At 42.8% G+C, this 20829-nt stretch carries 19 protein-coding genes, 1 riboswitch and 1 other annotated feature; of the genes, 12 read left to right on the top strand and 7 right to left on the bottom strand.

Going from position 1 to position 20829, the window contains the following annotated elements:
* Positions 1 to 34: 34 nt before the first annotated feature.
* The 3 genes from ACN6KS_RS20670 (at position 35) to glpK (ending at position 3800) form a co-directional block, all read left to right on the top strand.
* Positions 35 to 751, top strand: coding sequence for a response regulator transcription factor (locus ACN6KS_RS20670; protein WP_036676174.1), 717 nt, complete (start codon positions 35 to 37; stop codon positions 749 to 751).
* Complete coding sequence (locus ACN6KS_RS20665; RefSeq protein ID WP_094870087.1) at positions 752 to 2188, top strand: ATP-binding protein; 1437 nt, start codon at positions 752 to 754, stop codon at positions 2186 to 2188.
* 118 nt (positions 2189 to 2306) lie between these two features.
* Complete coding sequence (glpK, locus tag ACN6KS_RS20660) at positions 2307 to 3800, top strand: glycerol kinase GlpK (protein ID WP_440960386.1); 1494 nt, start codon at positions 2307 to 2309, stop codon at positions 3798 to 3800.
* 386 nt (positions 3801 to 4186) lie between these two features.
* Here the strand turns inward: glpK and ACN6KS_RS20655 are convergent, their stop codons facing one another.
* From ACN6KS_RS20655 to ACN6KS_RS20640, 4 genes are all read right to left on the bottom strand, one after another.
* Positions 4187 to 4555: a carboxymuconolactone decarboxylase family protein gene (locus ACN6KS_RS20655; RefSeq protein WP_094870084.1), complete on the bottom strand. Its 369-nt coding sequence runs from the start codon at positions 4553 to 4555 to the stop codon at positions 4187 to 4189.
* 10 nt (positions 4556 to 4565) lie between these two features.
* A complete protein-coding gene (locus tag ACN6KS_RS20650) occupies positions 4566 to 6206 on the bottom strand; it encodes a thiamine pyrophosphate-binding protein (RefSeq protein ID WP_094870083.1) in 1641 nt (546 codons plus the stop codon).
* Between the two features lie 157 nt (positions 6207 to 6363).
* Positions 6364 to 6459, bottom strand: a riboswitch (cyclic di-GMP riboswitch).
* Positions 6460 to 6649: 190 nt separating this feature from the next.
* Complete coding sequence (locus ACN6KS_RS20645; protein WP_094870082.1) at positions 6650 to 7900, bottom strand: methyl-accepting chemotaxis protein; 1251 nt, start codon at positions 7898 to 7900, stop codon at positions 6650 to 6652.
* Between the two features lie 122 nt (positions 7901 to 8022).
* Positions 8023 to 8979, bottom strand: a complete 957-nt coding sequence (locus ACN6KS_RS20640; protein WP_280786606.1) for a helix-turn-helix transcriptional regulator — start codon at positions 8977 to 8979, stop codon at positions 8023 to 8025.
* A 173-nt stretch (positions 8980 to 9152) separates the two neighbouring features.
* On the opposite strand from ACN6KS_RS20640, the gene ACN6KS_RS20635 reads away from it, so the two are divergent.
* A complete protein-coding gene (locus tag ACN6KS_RS20635; protein WP_094870080.1) occupies positions 9153 to 9986 on the top strand; it encodes an SDR family NAD(P)-dependent oxidoreductase in 834 nt (277 codons plus the stop codon).
* Between the two features lie 72 nt (positions 9987 to 10058).
* Here the strand turns inward: ACN6KS_RS20635 and serA are convergent, their stop codons facing one another.
* Positions 10059 to 11651, bottom strand: coding sequence for a phosphoglycerate dehydrogenase (serA, locus tag ACN6KS_RS20630; protein ID WP_042190237.1), 1593 nt, complete (start codon positions 11649 to 11651; stop codon positions 10059 to 10061).
* Between the two features lie 246 nt (positions 11652 to 11897).
* Positions 11898 to 12128: a binding site (T-box leader), on the bottom strand.
* Positions 12129 to 12238: 110 nt separating this feature from the next.
* Positions 12239 to 13150 carry a hypothetical protein gene (locus ACN6KS_RS20625; protein ID WP_094870079.1) on the bottom strand — a complete coding sequence of 304 codons (912 nt, stop codon included), beginning with the start codon at positions 13148 to 13150 and terminating at the stop codon, positions 12239 to 12241.
* Positions 13151 to 13265: 115 nt separating this feature from the next.
* On the opposite strand from ACN6KS_RS20625, the gene ACN6KS_RS20620 reads away from it, so the two are divergent.
* Genes ACN6KS_RS20620 through ACN6KS_RS20610 form a run of 3 tightly spaced genes read left to right on the top strand, consistent with a single transcriptional unit; the run spans position 13266 to position 15063 of the window.
* Complete coding sequence (locus ACN6KS_RS20620; protein ID WP_042190233.1) at positions 13266 to 13859, top strand: CPBP family intramembrane glutamic endopeptidase; 594 nt, start codon at positions 13266 to 13268, stop codon at positions 13857 to 13859.
* Positions 13856 to 14224 carry a hypothetical protein gene (locus tag ACN6KS_RS20615; protein ID WP_094870078.1) on the top strand — a complete coding sequence of 123 codons (369 nt, stop codon included), beginning with the start codon at positions 13856 to 13858 and terminating at the stop codon, positions 14222 to 14224. Before ACN6KS_RS20620 ends, ACN6KS_RS20615 begins: the two co-directional genes overlap by 4 nt.
* Entirely contained in the window at positions 14179 to 15063 is an 885-nt protein-coding gene (locus ACN6KS_RS20610) for a metallophosphoesterase (protein ID WP_440960385.1), read from the top strand. The genes ACN6KS_RS20615 and ACN6KS_RS20610 overlap by 46 nt, the downstream gene beginning before the upstream one ends.
* Before the next feature lie 96 nt (positions 15064 to 15159).
* Here the strand turns inward: ACN6KS_RS20610 and ACN6KS_RS20605 are convergent, their stop codons facing one another.
* Complete coding sequence (locus ACN6KS_RS20605; RefSeq protein WP_373455879.1) at positions 15160 to 16068, bottom strand: polysaccharide deacetylase family protein; 909 nt, start codon at positions 16066 to 16068, stop codon at positions 15160 to 15162.
* An 85-nt stretch (positions 16069 to 16153) separates the two neighbouring features.
* Here ACN6KS_RS20605 and ACN6KS_RS20600 point away from each other — a divergent pair, with 85 nt between their 5' ends.
* From ACN6KS_RS20600 to ACN6KS_RS20580, 5 genes are all read left to right on the top strand, one after another.
* Entirely contained in the window at positions 16154 to 16549 is a 396-nt protein-coding gene (locus ACN6KS_RS20600; protein ID WP_094870076.1) for a hypothetical protein, read from the top strand.
* Positions 16550 to 16812: 263 nt separating this feature from the next.
* Positions 16813 to 17427: a genetic competence negative regulator gene (locus ACN6KS_RS20595; protein WP_042190227.1), complete on the top strand. Its 615-nt coding sequence runs from the start codon at positions 16813 to 16815 to the stop codon at positions 17425 to 17427.
* Positions 17428 to 17575: 148 nt separating this feature from the next.
* Entirely contained in the window at positions 17576 to 18271 is a 696-nt protein-coding gene (prsW, locus tag ACN6KS_RS20590) for a glutamic-type intramembrane protease PrsW (protein ID WP_042129603.1), read from the top strand.
* Between the two features lie 359 nt (positions 18272 to 18630).
* On the top strand, positions 18631 to 19989 hold the full coding sequence (ypeB, locus tag ACN6KS_RS20585) for a germination protein YpeB (RefSeq protein WP_341135334.1): 1359 nt from the start codon (positions 18631 to 18633) through the stop codon (positions 19987 to 19989).
* Positions 19990 to 20119: 130 nt separating this feature from the next.
* Positions 20120 to 20773: a flagellar brake protein gene (locus ACN6KS_RS20580; RefSeq protein WP_094870074.1), complete on the top strand. Its 654-nt coding sequence runs from the start codon at positions 20120 to 20122 to the stop codon at positions 20771 to 20773.
* The last annotated feature ends 56 nt before the right edge of the window (positions 20774 to 20829 follow it).

Genomic DNA, 20829 nt, shown 5'->3' with positions numbered 1-20829 from the left:
GTTCTACTGTATTTGATGAAGGGGTTGTTGTGAAATGGCAGATCATTTAAACAGAATTCTGGTAGTGGATGATGAGGAACGCATTCGCCGCCTGCTAAAGATGTATCTTGAAAAAGAAGGTTATGAAATCGACGAAGCTGAAGATGGCGAAATTGCTCTTCGTAAAGCAACAGCAAATGACTACGGTCTAATTTTGCTGGATGTTATGCTGCCTGGCATTGATGGAATGGAAGTGCTGACCCGACTCAGAGGGGTCAAGTCGACACCTGTCTTAATGCTTACAGCTAAAGGTGAAGAGATTAATCGTGTACAGGGCTTTGAAATGGGCGCGGATGATTATGTCGTGAAGCCATTTAGCCCTCGCGAAGTGATTTATCGCGTGAAGGCTATTATGCGCCGTTCTTCGGCAACAGCATTTTTGTCCAAAGAGAGCAACTCCAGTAATAACATTGTATTCACTCATCTTATTATTGAGCATGACGCACACCGGGTTACTGCTGGTGGTGAAGAAGTGAGTCTGACACCGAAAGAATACGAACTGCTGCATTATTTGGCGATTTCACCGGATAAAGTGTTCTCTCGTGAAGAACTGCTTAAAGATGTTTGGAATTATGAGTTTTTCGGAGATTTGCGTACAGTCGATACCCATGTTAAGCGTCTTCGTGAAAAACTGAATAAGGTTTCACCGGAATCCGCGGCGATGATTACAACTGTATGGGGTGTAGGTTATAAACTTGAGGTACCTAAATAAGTGAACTTCTGGAGAAGTCTTGTCGGCAAGCTGTGGGTCACGATCATCTGCCTGGTCGCTGTCGTGCTGATTACACTCGGGTTGTTTCTACTTCCCTATATCGACAGCAACTTTGCTAATTCCGGCGATATCAAACGTTTATTTATGTATACGTGCATGATCGGATTTTCCTTGACGACATTCTTCGCATTGTTCTTGTTCACCAAGATCACTCAACCGATGCAACGTGTCATCGAGGCTGCAAACAACATTCGACGTGGTGAATACGGAACAAGGCTGACGCTTGTCACAAGCGATGAAATTGGCCAATTGGCAACTTCCTTTAACCATATGGCTGAGGAGTTGGAAGAGAATATTCGCAGTCTGCACCATGAAAAGGGTCATCTATCCAGTGTATTGCGTAGCATGAGTGATGCTGTAATCACCTTTGATACCCTAGGCCAGATTATTCTGACCAATCCGCATGGTCAATCGCTACTTGAGAGCTGGAGCGATTTAGAGTGGGAACAAGAGAGCGACATTGAACCTCATACGGAAACGGCTGAGAGTAATGTTCCACCTCCCCTGCGTCCTTTATTTTTGAGCACGTTGAAGCAAGGCGGCGATGAGCGCTCGAATGTACATGTCCGGCAGGGCGTGTGGTCAGTGCATATGGCACCTTTATACTCTGAAGGAAGCATTCGTGGGGTGGTTGCTGTTCTGCGTGATGTGACTGAAGAGGTACGGCTCGAGAAAATGCGCCGTGACTTCGTGGCAAATGTTTCTCATGAGATTCGGACTCCGTTATCGATGATGCAAGGTTATAGTGAGGCTTTACTTGACGGTATGGCTTCTTCACCAGAGGAAAGCAGTGAACTGATTCAGGTCATTCATGATGAATCACTCCGTATGGGACGTCTTGTAAAGGATCTGCTCGACCTTGCGCGAATGGAAGCTGGACATACGGATATGTTGAAGGCAGAAGTAGATGTGAACGAACTGCTGGAACGAGTGTATCGCAAATTTTCCGTACGTGCGAAAGAGCGTGATATTCATCTGCAGCTAAATAAAGACAGCGATGTTCTTGTTCTTAAAGCGGCGGATGAAGATAAGCTTGAGCAGGTCTTAACCAATTTGCTCGATAATGCTTTTCGTCATACGCAGGGTGGCAAGAAGATCACAGTTCATACAGGAACTTGTGTCTTAGAAGGGCGTCGCTATTTTGAAATTAAAATTCAGGATGAAGGCGTCGGCATTCCGCAGGAAGATCTGCCGTATATATTTGATCGTTTCTACAAAGCCGATAAGGCACGTGTACGGGGAGAATCAGGTGGAACGGGACTTGGGCTTGCGATTGTTAAAAATATTGTTGAGTCGCATCACGGAACCATTTCAGCTTCCAGTAAGTTGGGCGAAAGTACAACCTTTACCCTAAGACTTCCTGTCGAAAAACAGTAATTCCAAACACAATGTGTGATAGCGCCTCTGACAGCAGAGGTGCTTTTTGTTGAAACAAACACATTAATCTTGTTCATCGTGGAACATATCTCATTGTTTATGCTTGGGAGGCCAGCAAATGATTTTATCTTTAGACCAAGGGACTACTAGTTCACGAGCCATAGTGTTCGATAAGGACGCTAGAATCGTCTCACAAGGGCAATACGAGGTTAAACAATCTTTCCCACACCCTGGCTGGGTGGAACATGACCCAGAGCAAATTTGGGCGTCACAGCTTGCAGCTGCAAGAGATGCGATTACTCGGGGCGGGATAACACCTCAGGAAATATCTTCTATTGGAATTACAAATCAGAGGGAAACGGCCCTAATCTGGGATAGAGCAACGGGTAAGCCGATTTATCCTGCGATTGTGTGGCAGGACAGACGTACTGCAGAGCTGTGTGAAGAGATCAAGAATAAGGGATTAGAGGGACTCATTGCTAGCAAGACTGGACTCGTTGTGGATGCTTATTTTTCTGCAACTAAATTCTCCTGGATTCTTGATCATGTGGACGGCGCACGAGAGCGGGGAAATAATGGCGAGCTACTAGCTGGGACCGTAGACAGCTGGCTAATCTGGAAGCTTACTGGTGGAGCTGTACATGCTACTGATGTAACTAATGCTTCGCGTACAATGCTATATAATCTACATAAGCGCTGCTGGGACGAAGAGCTGATGGAAGAGCTTGGTGTACCCCGCTCCATCCTGCCGGAAGTGAGAATGTCCGGTAGTGAATTTGGAGCAGCAGATGCGCATTGGTTCGGGGCAGAAATACCTATTCACTCTGTATTGGGAGATCAGCAGGCTGCTTTGTTTGGACATACTTGTCTTGAACCCGGAAGTGCCAAAAACACATATGGAACTGGATGCTTTATTCTAATGAATACAGGTACAGAAGCTGTAGTCTCCAGTCATGGATTGTTGACCACTGTAGCTTGGGGAATGGGGGATGAACTCTACTATGCACTCGAGGGCAGTGTGTTTGTAGCCGGAGCGGCTGTACAATGGCTTCAGGAGGGGCTAGGCCTCATAGCGGAGCCAGCAGGCTCAGAAGACAAAGCGCGGGAAGTGGAGGACAGCGAAGGGGTTGTGGTCGTTCCTGCTTTTACTGGACTAGGTGCACCTTATTGGGATATGTACGCACGTGGAGCAGTCTTCGGTCTGACAAGAGGGACGACCTCGGCACATTTGGTACGAGCAACGTTAGAGTCGCTAGCATTTCAGTCTAGAGATGTAATTGGGGCGATGGAAAAAGACGCAGGCATGCCATTGACCGGACTTCGTGTAGATGGGGGAGCTGTTCGTAATGATTTGCTGATGCAGTTCCAGTCTGATATCCTCGGGAGTGAAGTGACTCGAACTACATATGCGGAGACGACTGCGCTGGGGGCAGCACTTCTGGCTGGATTAACCTCAGGAGTCTGGACAAGAGAACAACTAGAAAGCTTTAACAAAGCTGAGAGGGTTTTTTCACCTGAAATGGGTATAGATGAGCGTGAACGACGTTACAACGCCTGGAAAGACGCTGTAGCGCGTACCATGGGTTGGGAAAAACATGAAAGATATCAGTAATCAGGGAGATGCATATGTCCATGGTTAACGGAACAGAATCTGATCTACCGAGTGGACTTTCAAAGCCTGCACTTCGGGCACTCCATGAGATGGGACCAAAAGGGCTTGATGAAATAAGGTGTGCGCTAACTGAAAAGGGGTTATTCTTTGCTAGCGAGTCCTAAAGACCAGATCAACATAAAAAGCGGCAAGCTAAGGTTAATCCTTGGCCTGCCGCTTTTTATGTTGTAACGCTTGATATTCAATAACAAATGTTACGTTTTTCCATCCAGCGCCCACTGTCCAGGACAGAACTTTATCTCCACGTTCGATCTTTCCTATAGTAATCTATCTTCTTAAATCACAATAATAAAGACGAAATGTGTATATTTATGTCGAATTATTATTTATTGGATCTCTTCTATGGTTTCAAGAAGAATATTAAAGGCTGTGATGATTCTAGGTGCCCCTATAGCGGGTACTAAGTGTAGTAGAATCCCTTTGAGCTGTTCTACAGTAACTCCTACACGAAGAGCCATAACATAATGAACTCCTAATTGATCGAACTGGCCCATTGCAATTAGAGCAGAAATAACAGAGACTTCCTTCCAGTCAGCTTCAATGGTATTGCGTTGAAAAATATCTCCATACGCATTACCCATGATGAATTCTGCCAAGTCAGGGAAATGTTCCTTAATCGGAGCTAGTGCTTTAGCGCCATAGTCTCCTGAGAGATTCGTGAAGTGGTTCAGACCACTGTTAACATTATCTTTCATAGTGAGCCTCCTAATTTAGGTTCAAAGTACGGTGTGCAGTCGGAGGGACTTCATCACGGTCTGTTAATAATTCAATAACTGCAACACGGTTAAGAGCAACGGCGTCCTTAATTGCAGTCGAGAATTGTTCCGCAGTCTCACACTTGTAGCCTGTCGCTCCTAGAGACTCGGCAAATTTCACAACGTCCATTGGGACTTCGTATATCGTTCCATCAATACGGCCAGTAGTTTTTTCCATCCCTTTAAGCGCCATATCGAGTTGCTTATTATTTACTACGATAAAGATGACAGGGATATCTTTGCAGACGGCGGTGTTTATTTCTGTACCTAGCATCATAAAACAGCCATCACCTGTAATACAGAAGACAGTTTCTTCAGGAGCTGCAACCTTTGCACCAATAGCCATACCGATAGAATTACCCATGCAAGCAAAATAAGCATCAAATACAAAACTGCCTGGTTTCTTAACCTTGTACCATTTAGCAGCATTGAATCCATGACTGCCGTCATCAACAAATACTGTATTATTGTCAGGAATCAGATCACTCATCGTGCTCATAATAGACGCAAGGGAAAGATTCTTCAGACTGGGAAGCTCTTCTGAATAATCTACATAAGGGATAGCTTCACGTTTAGTAATATGATTAGGATCAATATGATTTAGGTAGCACACTAGGTTATCACGTAGATCACCAGTGACTGGTATCGTTTTGGAGAACAAGATTTTTCCAACAAAGGTCGGATCAATATCAAATTGAATTAATGTTGTCGGGTGATTCTCCCGTTTTAGGTTACAGACGGTCATATCACTTAATCGTGATCCTAGAACTATAAATAGATCACTTTTATTCAACAGGTCATCCCCGTGGGTGCAACCTCCAACACCAATAGGACCATGATAGAGTGGGTGATCCCAAACCATAGCCCCTTTACCACCAGGTGATGTTACTACTGGTATATTAAAAGTTTCAGCGAGCTGAATAAGCTGGCTATGCGCCCCAGATCGATTGACCCCTTTACCTGCAATAATCAAAGGATTCTTTGAGGCATTGATAGCATCAACTACTCTGTCGATATTCGCTAGACTTACTAGAGATTCGCGTTCGGGAATTACAATATTGCACTCTTCCAATCCTTCTGTCTGTACATCAAACGGCACACAAAGATGAACAGGCCCACGTTGGTTAAGAGCAATTGAAATCGCATGATTAAAAATAGTACTAAAGTGATCACCGCGTTCAATAAGTTTACTGAACAAGGTGGCAGGTCTGAACATCTCCGCTAAATCAGCTAAGTAAGAGGAAGAGTCCTGACATTGGGGGATTCCAAGCTCTTTAATAGATTGGTGGCCCGTAATAAACAGCACTGGCAAGTTGTTGGCTTTCGCATGTGCTGCTGCTGTAAGCAGGTTAGTTCCGCCTGGACCAGAAGTACCAAATGCTACGCCTAGATTACCAGTTTTCAGCGCGTATCCAGCTGCTGCGAATCCGGAGCTGGATTCATGTCTCCCTGGAATAAATTCAATACCATAGTCTACCATCTTAAGAACTACGGGACAAATCGATTTACCAATGATCCCAAAAGAATGGGTCACTCCGAGGTTACGTAGTGCTTCCGCCATATAATCTGCGACTGTCTTCAAAAGATACACCTCACAAGTTGATTAATATTTATTATGTTATTGATCTTTCGAAGTGATCTGATTGATCAATAAACTCAAAAATAGAAAACCTGTGCTCCGAAAAAGGGCACAGGTTGGTGGCGTAAATCGCCGTAAAGACTGAACAATAGTTCAGCCGTCCCGGGTCCTTAGCAACCTGGCAATCATGGCCTCAGAGTAAAAATGAGGCTGTAGATCCATGGTTTTGCGTCATCCTCTTTCGAAGATTTTGCCTATATTAATTTAAAATTTATAAGAATAATTTTCCTTTACAATATATTCCTTGGGATCATCCTTTGTCAATATATTATCGCAAATTAACTCGAATTTTGACGAAAGTCTTGTCAAACCTATGAAATAATAGAAAATAAACCGTCCCCTAAGACAAACTTAGAGGACGGTTTATGGCTTGGTTTATTCGTTATGCAAGTTGTTTAAAACTTGAAGATATGGATCGTTTTCTGTAGATTAAATACGGCCTGTGTCATTTTCTCAGTTTCTTCTGCGACGGACTGCAGGGCATTAATTTGTTCATTCATTGCAGCCGATACTTCTTCGGTGCCAGCAGCAGTTTCCTGAGTGATTGCAGATATATTTTCTATTGCACCTGAGATTTTCAAGGCACTTTCCAGCATAAGATCACTTTCAGAAGAGAAGGAAGAGATCTGCTCGGTAATATACTGCACACTTTGTACAATTTGAGCAAAGATATGAGCAGATTGAGTGATCATCTCATTCTGTACCTGTACGACTTCTTCGTTGATAGCGATATTGTCAATCGCTTGTTTAATATCAGTTTCAATGCTCCGAACTAAACCAAAGACTTCCTTTGTTGAAGCCGTTGATTCCTCGGCAAGCTTACGGACCTCCTGTGCGACTACTGCAAATCCTCGACCATGTTCTCCGGCACGTGCTGCTTCGATGGAGGCATTCAGCGATAACAGGTTAGTCTGTTCAGCGATCTCAGTGATGGTCTTTGTGATCATCGTTATTCCGCGAGCATTATGAGACAAGGCCTCGATAGTATCCGCTACTTTTTGAGTAGCCTGGATGTTTTTGCGCATGCCTTCAGCTTGAGTATCTACGGATTGGCGCCCTTGTTCAACTAGTTCTAATGTATGTATTGAACGTCTGTTCATTTCTTTCGTTGAGTTCGTATAATTGGAGACTTTATTCTCAATATCTTTAATAGATTCTGTCATTTCAGCGATATCCGTAGATATTTCATTTGCCCCAAGAGCTAGCTCATTTGACGAAGAGGCTACCTGTGCCATGACAATTTTTAAGTTCTGATTCTTATCTTCGATTCCACGGCTTGCATCCATAACCTGGCGCGTGATCTGCGATGCTTCTGTCAAAATCTTCTTGAGCTTGTCAATCATAGTATTAAAGGAACGACTTACGTCCCCCATAGACCCGTTCTCGTCAGCTCTACTAGTAAAATCCCCTTTAGAAATACTATGAGATACATTCGCGATGTCATCAAAAGAAGATGTAAGCGTTCTCTCGATAAAGCGGGCCACGGGTAAAGTTAAAGCAGCAAGAACAACGATTAGAACAATACCCAAAATAATGTTGCCTAAGATCATAAAAGTAACTAAAACAGGAATGGCAAATAGTGCGGCAATGAGATAACATCCGGCAACAATTCTTTGTTTTAACGGAAGTTTATGCATCCAGTTCATTGGTATAATGTCCTCCTTATTAATATTATGTATTGGTGTTATTATATGGGATTTAAAGGTGATTGGTCTATAGTAAGAACTGACATAAATCTTCTTTTAGGAGCAGTTCTTTAGATTTCGTGTCAAAAATCCTCATAAATAGCGGAAATTTTTGTGATAGCAGACTTTACCATCTCTAAAAGTTCTTGTGGTGAAAGTACAATAACTGAGGGACTAAAAGAAAGGATTATCCGGCAGGCAGACTCGATCGTATTAAATTCGGCATCTACGTTCACCCACTCTGCATTGCTGGTTGGCTCTATCAATTGGACAGAGACGAATCTTTCTCGCTGTAATTCTTTTAAGACAGATGTTCTAACCCTTAGCTTTACTTGATACTTTGGCAGTGCTGCTTTAAAGGCCATGGTGGACTCTTCCCAGTACTGTTTTAAATCAAAGTCATCAGGTCTTTTAAACCCCTCATGAGTCTCCTCAACGTTAACTAATCTGGACACACGAAAGGTTCTTAGTTCATCCTCGCTTTTGGCTACGACATACCATACACCGCGTTTTGCAACCAAGCCAAGAGGATCAATGAAACGGACTGTAGTCTCATTACTCCGGAGATAAGTGATTTTAACTTTACGGTCCTCCCAAAGTGCTCCCTGCAGTACAGAAAGGAACGGATAAGTCTCATCTGAAGGATGCCAACTAGCACCATCAATATGAATACGCTCGCTTAGGTGATGTGCTGGGTTACTAGTTCGGTGTGAGGATGCAGCTTCTAGTTTGAGAACAGCGGAAGAGAAATCGTCTTGTATCCCCAGATCCTTCAATATAGATGCGTCAGTGGACAGAAGCAGTGAACCAATCTCTTGTGGCTTCATTCCCGTTAGGGAGGTTCGGTACCCTTCAGTAAGCATCCAGCCTCCTTCACGGCCACGTTCAGCTAAAATGGGTATCCCTGAAGCACTTAATGCTTCCATATCACGAAACACAGTTCGTTCTGATATCTCGAGTATTTGGGCCAGTTCTCTAGAAGTCATTTTTCCGCGATTTTGTAACAGAAGCAATATAGATAACAAACGGTCGGCTCTCATTAGGCTATTGTGCCTCCTCGAATTAATTATTGGACGATCACCATTAATCTTTTCTAAATCATGATTATATTATATATGTCAGTTGATGTCATATATACGGGCTATACTTATAAAACGTAAGGAATGATCACAGAATATTGAAATCCGAATTTATGTGGAAAGGGTTGAAGGCTATGACATTGAAAGGGAAAGTCGCTTTGGTTACCGGGAGCAGCAGAGGTGCAGGGAGGGGAATCGCTTTAGAATTAGCAAGAAGAGGCGCTTTTGTCTATATTACAGGGAGGACCACAGATATATCCGCCACAGAACATACTAAGGGGAGTATAGATAGTGTACTTAGAGAAATAAAAGAGAGTGGGGGTTCTGGTGCGGTAATACGATGTGACCATACGAAGGATCAGGAAACAGAAGCAGTGATCCGTCAAATCGCTGAAGAGAAGGGGCGACTCGATATCTTAGTTAACAATGTATGGGGAGGCAATGATTTAACTATTGAGCAGAAGCCTTTTTGGGAGTTACCTACAGCTCATTGGGACAATATGTTTAATGCCGGTGTGAGAGCACAAATGATCACCAATTATTACGCAATCCCCTTCATGCGCAAGGCAAAAACTGGTGGTCTAATTATCCATACAACCTTCTGGGATCATTATAAATATTTAGGCAACTTTTATTATGATCTTTCTAAAAATGCACTTTTACGTATGGCTTTCGGATTGTCGAAGGAGTTAAAGGATGACGGTATTGCGGTTATTCCACTTTCACCTGGATGGATGAGAACAGAAGCGGTTCTAGAAGCCATGAATACAGATGAGGAACATTGGCAAGAAGTTGAGGAACTGAAAATGAGTGAATCGACGAGATATATTGGTCGAGCAGTGACTGCACTAGCCGCTGATCCAGAGGTTATCTCTATGTCCGGTGAGCCGCAGGTGGTTGGAAAGCTTGCTGAAAAGTATGGCTTTACTGATATTGATGGAAGGATAATCCCTTCGTTCATAATATAGGAAGAAAAAGATTCGTTAAATTAAAGAAAGGCCACTCCAGTACGTTCTGGAATGGCCTTTCTATATTATAGATTAAAGAAGGATGATTTCTTCAGCAGTATTAATTTCTGGTAATCCAGCGAGTTTCACAAGGACATGCTTAGGAACAGCTTTGTCAACGGTCAGCAGCATGATTGCAGCACCTCCAACAATTTTACGTCCTACTTGCATGGATGCGATATTTACATCATTCTCGCCAAGCAATGTACCCACGAGTCCGATAATCCCTACTTTGTCGTTATGGGATACAAAGATTTGATGACCTTCAGGAGCAATATCAACTGGGAACTTATTCACTTGAACAATTCGTTCTCCATAGCCTTGCAGCAGGGTACCGGCAACAAGATACTCTTGGTCACGATCAGCTTTTAGAGTAACAGTAATCAGATTGGTAAAGCCTTTTGTTTTAGAAGCTTTAGTTATTACTACGTTCACATCTCGTGTTTTCGCCAAATGCATGGAATTCACAATATTAACGTCCTCTGCAAAGTGGCGGGAGAGCACGCCTTTTACAATGTAGCGGGTTAGTGGTTGGGTATCAACATCCGAAAGATCACCGGCGTATTCCACATGGATCTCACGGATAGCAGCAGCAGCAATTTGGGTAACAAAGCTACCCAGTTTTTCCCCAAGCGTGAAGTAAGGTTGAAGCTTATTCATTACACTTGGAGCCACTGGAGGAATGTTTACCGCGTTAATGAACGGTTCATTACGCAGAATATGCAATACTTGTTCTGAAACATCGATCGCCACATTTTCTTGAGCCTCAATCGTAGAAGCGCCAAGGTGAGGCGTCACGATGATTTTTGGATGAGATAAGAAGGGGTGATCCGCTTGTGGCGGCTCTTTTTCGAATACATCAAACGCGGCGCCAGCAACGATACCGCTATCTATAGCTTCTACTAACGCCATTTCATCAATTACACCACCACGGGCACAGTTGATGATGCGCATGCCCTTTTTCATCACCTCGAATTGTGGGCGAGAAATCATATGGCGTGTTTCCGGAGTAAGTGGAGTGTGCACAGTAATGAAGTCTGCTCCGCGAACAACATCGTCTACGGAAGCCAATTTCACTTCCATCTTTTCAGCACGTTCAGCTGTTAGGAAAGGATCAAAAGCAAGAATTTCCATACCGAATGCTTTAGCACGTTTAGCCACTTCACTACCAATTCTGCCCATTCCGAGTACACCTAAAGTTTTGCCGCGAAGCTCTACACCAACGAATGTTTTTCTATCCCAGGTTCCGCCAATTGTTTTTGCATAAGCTTGTGGAATATGACGGGCTAGAGCCATCATCATTGCGAAAGCATGCTCACAAGTCGTAATTGTATTTCCATCAGGAGCATTGATTACAACAATACCACGTTTTGTTGCAGCATCCAGTTTGATATTATCTACACCAACACCTGCACGACCAATTACTTTTAGGTTTTTTCCTGCTTCGATGATTTTGTCTGTTACAGTAGTTTGACTGCGGACAAGGAGGCCATCGTATTCACCGATAATTGCAATGAGTTCGTCTTCGCTGAGTCCTGTTTTTTTGTCAACAACTACATCTTCTGCGTCCATCAATTGCTGAATGCCCAAATCACTGATTGGATCCGATACTAATACTTTAAACATGGTTTCTTATCCCCCTTAAAGTTGAAAAGCTTTATATGTCGAGGACGCCTTTTTGGGCAATCCACAATACCTGAAGATTCACGAACTAGTAGAGAAAAAACATGTGATAATAGTAGATCAACGCGGTGTCGCATAAAAGAAGTTGTGTGCAGAAGTGCCGCGGAATCGGTAACTTTGGGCAAAAGGATAGTATAGATTAGGTATTTAGAAATTAAAAAAACTCCCGACCCCCATACTACTGCCGTAGTAAGGGACGAGAGTTATCTTCGTGGTACCACCCTAATTCACTGCAACTTGGAAGAAGCAGCCTCATTGGCCTGCAAAGGCCACACTGGTAACGGAGTTGATCCGATTGCACCTACTTTAAGGTTCGATACAATATCTCAGGAGCGCTAAAGACATCTGTGTGTCACCGGTTTGCACCAACCACCGGCTCTCTGAAGACTTCCAGAATCTTTGTTCCATCATCGTTTTTGATTGATTAATTTTTTCATAATGTAACACGGTAATGTAGATGTGTCAATAGGCTTTGAAAGTAAGCTTTCTTGAAGTGAACTTCATTTTTCGTTATGATTCAATGACTGGTTCTATTCATAAAAAAACGGGAGCTGTGGAATCGTCTCCTTGCTGTAGTACTGCTCTCGCCACTTCATAAAATCCTCTACCTGTATAGCACCTGTGGAAATAAGCAGGGTTACTGAGGACTGAACATCTGTAAGATTCAATGAACTGGCTGTACCAGAATGAATCAAATCGTCTATTTTTGCGGTAATGTCCTGAGGATCATAGGCTGCAAAAATTCCGCGATTTAACATCATATCTGCAATGGATGCGTTCTTTTGAAGAAGAGGCATTTTTTTCCACTGTATAAAGGACATGGTCTTAAGCTCACCAGCATCAGAAGGAATTTTCTGGTTTGTCTTAGAGCCCCACTTTAGCATAGAATCATAAAAGTTCTTTTGAGCGAGCAATCCGAATTTAACCGCACCGGCAGTATAAGGATCATTTTTCAGCAATTTTGCCGTCTCTGCACCAGATGCACTTGCACTTACTTCACCAGAAGCTTTTGAGAATAAGGTTAAGCTTTTGAGTATGTTTAGCTGTGATTGATGTAATAAGGGAGAGTCAGAAAAGATAGAGTCCTGGTTAACTCTTTCATATTGTTTATCTGCTAAAAGGCTAAGATTCTTCATAGCTGCTGCATTTACACGGGCATCTGTACTGCGTGCCAGCTTGTCCACTTGAGTGTTCCAATTCTGCTTGAATTCCCGATAAGGCAAAAATACGTTATGATAGAAAGTAACAAGATCCTTCTGTTGGTAAGAGCCCGTGAATTCTTCTAATCCATATCCATTACTGCTCTTTTGTTGCTCATATTTAGCTTCCGTTTTGTCTGCGCCAACCTTGACGCCTGTGAAAAATGCGGCGAAGGCGCAAATAAGGAAAAACAAAAAAAATAGAGTGTACAACATTTGTGTACGGGAGTTACGTTGGCTCATAATAAGTGCTCCTTTTTCTGGGGGAATTATCCTATGTATTATGTATTGATAGCAACATTATGGACGGTTTCTCTTTCGGAGCTGCCCCAAAAAATTAAAGAACAGGCAGGTCACGATGAAAAAATTTAAATTTGGCGAGATTAAGATAAAAAAAGTAGAGCCAGGTCAGTTAACAGACCGTCTTCTGCTCCTCAATCTCTACATTACTCAGGGGCTTACATTAATTATCGGTTTGATATGGATATTATTTCAGAAAAGAAATCCTTTTCAGCTATTAATTTTTCCAGAAAACGTACATTTTGTGGCATGGGGTCTTGGACTTGCCGCTGTAATGCTGGTAGTTGATTATTTATTGACTCATATTGTACCTGAAGAAAGTATGGATGACGGGGGAATAAACGACCTATTATTTCGAAATAGGCCCGTATGGCACATTGTTGTAATTGCAGCTATGGTATCAATCTGTGAAGAGCTTCTGTTCAGAGGAGCCATACAGTATTCCATTGGTCCTTATTGGACGAGTATTTTGTTTGCTCTTATTCATGTTCGCTATTTGCGCCACTTTGTACCTACCGGATGGGTTTTCTTAAGCAGCTATGGTCTTGGGTATATATACATTCAATCAGGAAGCCTATGGGCACCTATACTATGTCATTTCTTCATCGACCTTTTCTCTGGTCTGGTGATCCGCTACAGGAGGGAATCATGAGTGAGGAATTGAGCCGGTTGAAGTCTCGTCAGAAAAAGCGCAGTGGCGAAGGCAAAACTTCTGGCAAAAGTAAAAAAACGAATCCGCGATCGGAGGGGGCTCCTAGAAAGAGCAATCCATCCCAGACAACAACGGCAACTTTATCAAGGAAAGCGCGCCGTCCGGCAGCTTCTGCAAAAGGATCTAACGCTGGAAACAATGAGCAGGAAGAATCTGTTCCATCACGTTCGAATACGTATTCATCAGAACGTGTTCGGCTTAGTAAAATGTTTGTTAACTCTCTGATTTTCATTTTTGTAATATTGCTGGTAGCGCTCCTATGGTGGGGAATCGAAGGGGCGCCGCCTTTGAGTACTTTATGGTGATTTTTTGGATTTGTGGATTAGTTGTGGTTGTGCTTTTGATTACGCTAATCATTGCAGTGATTATGTTGAGTAACGCCTTTCGAAATAGAATTATTACCGAGGAAATATTTTTGAAGTCACTCCCAGATGAGTTTGATGGATTTCGTCTCTTATTTATAACCGACATCCATCGCCGCCGCCTTCCAACAGCACTGCTGACTCCGTTAAAGGGAAAGGTGGGTGCTGTTTTATTAGGCGGTGATCTGACGGAAAAAAACAGTCCTCTGGATCGACTGACTGATAATATGACTTTAGTTACTTCTATTGCTCCAACCTATGTAGTACATGGCAATCATGATTATCGAGCTGATATTTCACTAGTTGATCAGATTATTCGGAGCAGTGGTGCAAAGCTGTTAATGGATGAGAATGTGCGTATTGAACGTGAGGGGGGTTCTCTTTGGTTAACGGGAGTGGATTTTCCGAAAAAGGGTGGCAACACTTCTTATCGTCCATTACCAGGATTAACGTCACGTGCTTCTTCAATAAATAACACTTGTCGTATCATTCTTGTTCACGATCCGCTCTGGTTGTCCAAACGCCAAAGTGTGCCAGCAGATCTGATATTAGCAGGTCACACGCATGGAGGGCAGGTCATTCTTCCTTTTTTGGGACAAAGGCATGTGGAAAATTTTTATCATAAATATGATGCAGGAATGTTTCATTGGCCAAGAAGAGATGGGACAGGAAGGGATGCGAAGCTGCTGATTAGCAGAGGGTTTGGAACCTCTCACTTGCCAATCCGCTGGGGAAGTCCTGCTGAGATGCACATTCTAACGCTCCGTAAAGAGAAACATTAGAAAGCTGTCCTTCTACATTTGAATGGGTGGACAAAAAAACAGGTAATCTCCTTTGCATCAAGGGGATTACCTGTTTTTATTTATCCTAAATAGGAATTAGCGCATCTTAAGCTCGATGCTGCGAGGGTCTACAAAGCTATAGCCCTTGCCTTCAAGAGTAGTAAGCAATTTATCCAACGCTTCAACTGTCCAAGGTAGTTCATGCATCAGAATATTACTGCCAGAATGCAATTGATCCGTCACATTTTTGATTAACTTATCTGTTTTTCCGGTTTCTTTCTCTTTCATTTCCCAGTCCAGTGATCCATTGGACCAGGTCATATACAACATCCCATTCTCAGCGGAAATCTTCTTGCCTACATCTCCGCCAGCACCATGTGGGGGACGGAAAAACTGAGGGACTTCACCGATAATCTCCTTGACCGCATTTTGAACGTCTTCGATTTGCTTTTTGACCTCAGTGTAAGACTTGTCCTTCAACACAATATGATCCCAGCTATGGTTACCGATAATTCCTCCGCGGTTATGAATTAACTCTAGAAGCTCGGGATGGGCTTTAACGCGGTATCCATTTACGAAGAAGATCGCTTTGGCCTGATGTTTGTCCAGAACATCCATTAACGGATTGATCATATCCGCATCTTTGGGACCGTCATCAAAAGTGAGCAACACGACTTTTTTATTTGTAGTTTCCTCATTTGGGACAATGTCGTAATTTTTGTTCATATGGTACAGCAGTGGGATTTTAGCGGAGGCTTCATCCTTACTGGCTGTATTATCACTACCTGTAGTTCCTCCATCTGCTGATGCTTCAGGGGTAGGGCTGGCTGTAACCTCAGGCGAAGGCGCTGTAGTTGCTGCGCTCTGTGTAGCTGCCGCCGTAGGCGTATTCTTTGTGGTGTTTGTATCCTCGGCTGTCTTTCCATTTGCACCGCTGTTGCCACAGGCTGTCAGCAGTAAGGTAGCCAGTAGGAGCACTGATGTCATTTTACCCACTTTTTTCAACTCACTTTCTTCTTATTAGGTTGCATGAGCGGCAATCTTTCCGCGAACACTAAACATGATTTTACCATACAAGGAGGCTGGAAATATGAATACTTCGTCATTTTTATGTGGGGTGCTGATGGGCGTTGCAGCCAGTATGATTATGTCCAAAAAGCGGAATTCTCTAATGTCATCGCTGGGGCAATCGGGCGGTTCCATGAGTGGAGCTGCAGATAAAGCAAAAGAAAAAATAATTGGTATGGCTACGACAGGGTTTGGAAACACTGCTGCTTCAAGCAGCAATGCAAGCAGTAATACAAGCAGCAATGCTCAAAGTAATGGTTCGAACAGCGGAACCTCTGAGCATAAATCGGAATCACCGGTTAAATCAAAAGAATCCAATCTCAAATTACTGAAGGATTTCATTCGTAACAATCCTGAAGTGAAGAGCGAAGTGGAGCAAATTCTTAAAGAAACGCATACTGCCATACCGGGATTGTAACCGTAAAGGACTCCTTCAGAATCATTTTGAGGATGAAATATTCCGCAGAATGATTCTTTTTTATATTCAAGGGCTTGAAAATGGTTTATGAATTAGAATAAGCTCTTCAGTAGCAGCAATGCTTTAAGAGGATTTTATATATTTATTTTCGTGCATTTATCTCTGCAAAATGATAACATACATACATAGTAACCATTTTTGGCTCATTACTCGGGACTCATCATACATTATAATAAATGAGCTTGCAAAAGGAGGATCCTGTCATGAGAATAGAGCGATTAAGTCAAGATAAGATACGGATTTTCCTCACTTTTGACGACCTGAGCGAGCGGGGCATCCAGAAGGAAGACATGTGGCAGGAAGTTCCCAAGGTTCATGACCTGTTTACGGAGATGATGGACCAAGCATATAGTGAACTAGGTTTTGATGCTACCGGTCCGCTTGCCGTAGAAGTTTTCGCATTGCCCGCCCAAGGCATGGTCGTTATAGTGACCCGAGGAAAATATGATCACCATCAGTACGGTGCGTCCGGGGAAGAAGAATTGCCAGAAGAGATTTACGAAATGGAAGTTACTCTTGAACAAAGCGACTCCATTGTATATGCATTCCGCGATTTTGAGGTTCTTGTTGAAGCGGCTCATGTGCTCATTGGTAATATTACTTCCCAGGGGAAACTGTATTCTTATAACAATAAATGGTATCTGTATTTCGATCCTAAGGAATTTGAAGAAACAGCGTTGTCAGGTCTTGTTGGCGTACTAGCTGAGTTTGGAGATTCCTCGCCGGTTACTGAAGCTGTTCTCGATGAATACGGGAAGACAGTAATGCCGGAGAATGCAGTCCAGTTATTGTGCACTCATTTTAAGCGTCAGGATTAAATAACATGATAGGGCTGATATGCATTATTTTAGCTGTTTAGCCCTATTCTTGTTCTTGATGGTATGGCGGTCATTCTTGAATTAAAGCTGTAATCTGCCTTGCTGTAATCAGCAGAATAAGGCGCTAGGGATATAGGGAGGTTATTCGGTGCTCGTGTTATCGGTTATTTCGTCGGCAGTAGCGCCGGGACTTGCTCTGCTGACCTTTTTTTATTTGAAAGATAAGTATGATCAAGAACCGCTTCATATCGTTATTAAGGTGTTCCTGCTAGGCCTTCTGATTGTATTCCCTGTTATGATCATTCAGAGAGGACTAATGCTGGGACTGAATGGCGGTCCTTATGTGGAGTCGTTTCTCATATCTGCTGGCGTGGAAGAATGTTTAAAATGGTTTGTGCTTTACCATATGATTTACAATCACACCGAATTTGACGAGCCATATGATGGGATACTATACGCCGTAGCGATTTCGCTCGGCTTCGCAACAATAGAAAATATAATGTACGCTTGGTATAGCAATGCATCAATCGGTTCCATGTTCCTGAGAGCCTTGCTTCCGGTTTCTGGACACGCTATGTTTGGTGTAATCATGGGCTATCATTTAGGGAGAGCCAAGTTCTCAAAAGGAGCTAAAACAAAAGGGATTCTGTTAATCTCTATCTTGCTGCCATGGTTGTGGCATGGGATTTATGACTTTATTTTGAGTACGACAGCTAACTACTGGATATGGTTTATTGTTCCTCTGATGGCTATTCTATGGTACGGAGGGATGGGGAAAGTGGATAGGGCGAATAGCCGCTCCCCTTTCCGCTTTCTGAAACGAGAAGAAGAGGTTAACCTATAATCGAGATGGACACACTTATATTCAAAGGATTGTTCCTTAGCGGGAGATTCCAGAGAGGAGAGAGGTGTCTTTTTTGCGTATAAAAGTCCGTATACTTTGCAAACAATGCGGTGAGACCTACATATTAAGAGGGATAAAAGAGCAGGGTGTGATTCAAACCGGCTTTAAGCAATGCCTTTGTAGTAATAGCAGTGGCTTTGAAATTGAAGAGAGAGCATAAGCGCTATGCTATGCAAATTTGGAGTGAAATCCCTCTATCCAAACACTTTGGTCATATTCTGTTACAGAAGGGTGCATAAGACTCCTAGTTTATTGTCAAACTAACGCCAATAAGCTATCGAAAGGAGTCTTGTAGCCCTATGTACAAAAGATTAAGTGCTGTAATGTTCCCGCTGACTGCGCTGCTGTTAATTGGAGCGCTCGTGTGGGGTTATCAGGAGAATCAGGAGAAGAATGCGATCTTAATTAAGGCGGAGAACCAATATCAGCGTGCCTTTCATGATTTGTCTTACCACGTGGAGCGTCTTCATGGAGAGCTGGGAAACACACTAGCTGTTAACTCCGCTTCTAACGGGATGCACCGCAAAGGACTTGTTAATGTGTGGCGGATGACCAGTGAGGCACAAAATGAAATTAATCAGTTGCCACTCACATTACTGCCTTTTAGCAAAACGGAGGAGTTTCTGTCCAAAATCTCAAACTTTTCTTATAAAGCTGGGATTCGTGATTTCACTAAGAAGCCTTTGACAGATGGTGAATTGAGCAATTTAAAAGCATTGTATAAGAGCTCTGGAGAAATCTCAAAAGATTTGCAAGATGTTCAGAATAAAGTGATTGGTAGCCGCTTGCGCTGGATGGATGTTGAAACCGCATTGGCTACAGAGAATAAGGCAGAAGATAATTCGATTATTGACGGCTTCAAGTCGGTGGACAAACGTGTCGAAGGTTACCCTGACCTGGATTGGGGTCCTTCAGTTGCTAGCATTTACGATAAACGCTCTGTAAAAATGCTCGGAGGTACCCCTGTTTCAGTTGAAGATATTAAACGTAAAGCCATTAAGTTTGCTAACGCAGGCTCGAATGCTAAGGTAGACGTTAAAGAAAACGGCAAAAATACGAAGTGGCCTTCTTATACGGCTACAGTCAGTGGTTCGGATAATAAGCAGATGACCAGTATGGATTTCACTAAAAATGGTGGTTTACTGATCTCTTATTACGATAACCGAGAGATAGGACCTGCTAAGGTAACCCTAGAAGAAGCAGTTACCAAGGCGGAGCAGTTTCTTAAGAAAAAAGGATATCCTCATATGACTGCGGTTAATGCTGACCGTTATGATAATATCGGGAATTTAATCTTTGTAACGAGCCAAAATGATGTCTTGATTTATCCTGAGAAAATGACGATCCGTATTGGACTTGATACTGGGACAGCGGTTGGATTTGAGGCTAGCGAATATGTCAATGAGCATAAGGACAATCGCAAGATTCCAAAGCCAAAGCTGACCCTTGCAGAAGCGAAGAAATTTCTGAATTCGGATTTCAATGAGAATTACCATCGCATGGCTTGGATTAAAAATGATGACTCCGTAGAAGTCTTGACTTACGAATTTGGCGGAGAGGTAAATGGTACTCAGTATCGTATTTATCTTAATGCGGACGATGGCATCGAAGAGTCCGTGGAAGAAATCAGGCCTTCTTCAGGCCTAGAACAAAAATGAGCAAACAGGGCGCATCCATTATTTGGATGCGCCCTGTTTGCTTTTTAAAATTCAAAATAATATTTATCTCATTGGGTGATATTCCCATGCTATAATCATTGTTAACTATACTGATTTGGCGGTGACATCTTTGTATCCTAAAATTAATGAATATCTATACATACAGGTTGCTTCCAGTGACGCTGCTGAAGCAGAAGTTGAATATAGATCGAGAATTGCAGAGACGGAGGACGACGCATTCCTCATTGAAATTCCTATGTTGGAGAGTAACGGTCGTCTGAAACGACTTTTTATGGGGGACGAGCTTTCGGTTTATTTTATTACTGAGGGTGGCATTAAAAATTACTTTAATACACATGTTCTGGGGTTTAAAGAAGATGTAATTCGTATGGTCCGGATACAAAAACCAGAGGCGGATTCTATTTTCAAAATTCAGAGACGAAGCTTTTTTCGGGTAAATGCAGATCTTGAATTAGCTGTGAAGGATAACTTTGGAAAAAGATTCCTTGTACGTACAGATGATATCGGTGGCGGAGGAACGTCTTTCTTGGTGGATCACCAAGTGAAGCTCGAGGTGGGAGCGAAATTATCCTGCTGGGTTCTAGTACCTTATCGAAATGGTAGTATTGAGCATGTGGACTTTGAAGGTGAAATAGTTCGGATTAAAAAGCTTGAAAACGGGCGCCAATTGGCCATGCTGAAATTTGTGGCTATTACGGATAATGAGCGTCAGAAAATAATACGTTACTGCTTTGAACGGCAGTTTGATTTCCGCAACCGATAGGCATTTTTCTTAGCTCTATTAAGCGTTCTGATTTTGCACTGAAGTATAAACTGTGG

Origin of the sequence: Paenibacillus nitricinens, from assembly GCF_052056485.1 — a bacterium.
In the GTDB taxonomy this organism is placed as follows: Bacteria; Bacillota; Bacilli; order Paenibacillales; family Paenibacillaceae; genus Paenibacillus_AQ; species Paenibacillus_AQ nitricinens.
The sequence above is the reverse complement of the archived record's forward strand: the minus strand, read 5'-3'. Positions and strand labels throughout refer to the sequence as shown.